The organism is Okeania sp. SIO2C2, from assembly GCF_010692625.1.
GTDB lineage: Bacteria > Cyanobacteriota > Cyanobacteriia > Cyanobacteriales > Microcoleaceae > Okeania > Okeania hirsuta.
Genome location: NZ_JAAHGM010000146.1, coordinates 1 through 2412 on the forward strand (window position 1 = coordinate 1; position 2412 = coordinate 2412).

At 43.6% G+C, this 2412-nt stretch carries 1 protein-coding gene; it reads left to right on the forward strand.

Features of this window, described 5'->3' with window-relative positions; all coding sequences use genetic code 11:
* Nucleotides 1-597 precede the first annotated feature (597 nt).
* The gene (gene ltrA, locus F6K18_RS35915) at nt 598-2313 is read left to right on the forward strand and encodes a group II intron reverse transcriptase/maturase (protein ID WP_287528129.1); all 1716 of its coding nucleotides are present in this window, start codon (nt 598-600) and stop codon (nt 2311-2313) included.
* The last annotated feature ends 99 nt before the right edge of the window (nt 2314-2412 follow it).

Consider the following 2412-nt stretch of genomic DNA (forward strand, 5'->3'; position numbering starts at 1 on the left):
AAATTTGTGCGATGTAGAAAGTTAAGTTAAATGAGTACAGAGCAGTCTCTGTTAGTGGATTCTGTCCCACTATCCCCACATAAAAGAGTCTATGACTCCGGTCACATTGATAGTAAGTAATGAACTCAATGGAATGCAGGCCATGAAAGTATTCAAGCCTAAAAGCCTAATTTAGGCAAGAGCAAGGGGAAGTTTGGAAGGATTAACGAAAGTGAATTGTCATTAAAGCCTCGTCAGGAAAAAAGTGTGAAATAAGGCTGATACACACTAGCCAAAAGGCAAGTAGGTGGTTAAAGAGCTGGAATTTTCTCTTTAATGATAGAACAAAACCCTACCGGGGCATAGACAGAATTCTCCCCAAACGAATCTCAAAAACTTGAAACTACAGTAAGCCCTATAGATTCTCTGTAGCGTTCGAGACTCAGAGTAAGCCAACCGTAAGGAAGGATGAATCATCTAGAGGGTAAAGGATACTGGAAAAAGCGAATGCCCTTGGGTAATACAGGGGATAAGAGTTCAAAATTTGCTCCACATCGAAAGATGGCAGACTTCCAGTGGGTCTTCAGCGATAAACCAACGTAAGGGAATCGAACTAACGTGCAAGATAGAGTCAGAAATGACATCGGAACGAAAGAACCGTTAAAAGACTGGGGTTCCATCAAGTGGAACCTCGTTAAAAAGCGGGTGAGAAACCTAAGACAGAGGATTTACCGCGCCACTCAGAACCGTCAATGGAATAAGGTGCGTAGCCTGATGAAGTTGATGTTACGCAGCTACTCCAACCTGCTGCTGTCGGTAAGAAAGGTTTCCTTAGAAAATCGGGGGAAGAAAACGGCGGGTATAGATAACCAGAAAGTATTAAACCCCGAAGCTAGGGTAGCCTTGGTCAATGAAGCACAGAAAAAGAATACTCCGTGGAAAGTTCGCCCAACTAAGAGGGTTCACATTCCTAAAGCAAATGGAAAACAAAGGCCATTGGGTATTCCAACAATCAAAGACCGAGTAATGCAGGCAGTAGTCAAGAATGCTCTAGAGCCTACTTGGGAGGCTCGTTTTGAGTCAAACAGTTTTGGCTTTCGCCCGGGAAGAAATTGCCACGATGCTATAGAACAATTGTGGTATCGCCTTAATGGACATGGCAAGGATGAATGGGTACTTGATGCCGACATTAAGGGGGCATTCGATAACATTAGCCACGAGTACATCCTCAAAGCGATAGGGAAAGTCCCCGGCAGAGAGTTAATCAAACAGTGGCTAAAAGCAGGATATGTAGAGGCAGAGATATTCCACAGCACCAATCAAGGTACTCCTCAAGGGGGAATTGTTTCGCCATTACTGGCGAATATAGCTCTAAATGGGTTAGAAGAACTACTGTCTCAATATAAAAGTAGTAGAACCTATGAGTCTACAGAGAAAGGAAGAAAACGTACCAGGGAAATACAATTCCCGAAATATAGCCTAATCCGATATGCCGATGACTTCATCATTACGGCAACCACTAAAGAGGATATCGAAGCCATACAGCCCATTATCAAACAGTGGCTCAGTGAAAGAGGACTAGAGCTTAACGTGGAAAAGACTAAGGTCACAAATGTGAAGGAAGGCTTTAACTTCCTTGGGTTCAACATCCGAAGTTATAAAGGCAAATGTTTGGTTAAGCCTCAAAAGGAAAAAGTTCTAGCTAAACTAAGAGAAATCAAGGAATGGCTCAGAAATAACTGCTCGGCCAAACCTGAAGCAGTTATCAACTACCTCAACCCAATCCTGAGAGGATGGGCTAACTACTATAAGCATGGTGTAAGTAAAGAGGTGTTTGCATACTTTGACCATGAAATGGTGCTAGCACTAGGTCGATGGGCGAAGAAAAGACACCCCAACAAGGGTAAAAAATGGGTGAAAAACAAATACTTCGGTAGAGTCGGGAACGACCACTGGGTATTCAAAGTTACAACCAAAGACAGAACTGGAAAGATTAAGACACTCAGCTTACTGAGGATGGCAACAATACCAATAACCAGACACGTCAAAGTTAGTGGCAATTCATCACCCGACAACCCCGCACTTAATGAATACTGGGAAAAACGGAGAACTAAATACGGCAAGACCAGATTTGAAAAAGGGTCAAAACTGTATAAGGTAGCAGAAAACCAGCAATGGCACTGTCCCGTTTGTGGGGAACACCTGTTCAATGGAGAAGAATGGCATACGCACCATAGGGTATCAGTCAAAGATGGCGGGACGGATGATATTGACAACCTCATTCATCTACACAAAGCCTGTCATAGACACCTTCACAGTGGAAAAACCTTCTGAGTTGCATGGAGGCTTGAGCCGGATGATGGGAAACTGTCAAGTCCGGTTCTTAGGGGAGAAAGGCGCGGTGACGTGTCCTTTCTTACCCGACAAAAAGCA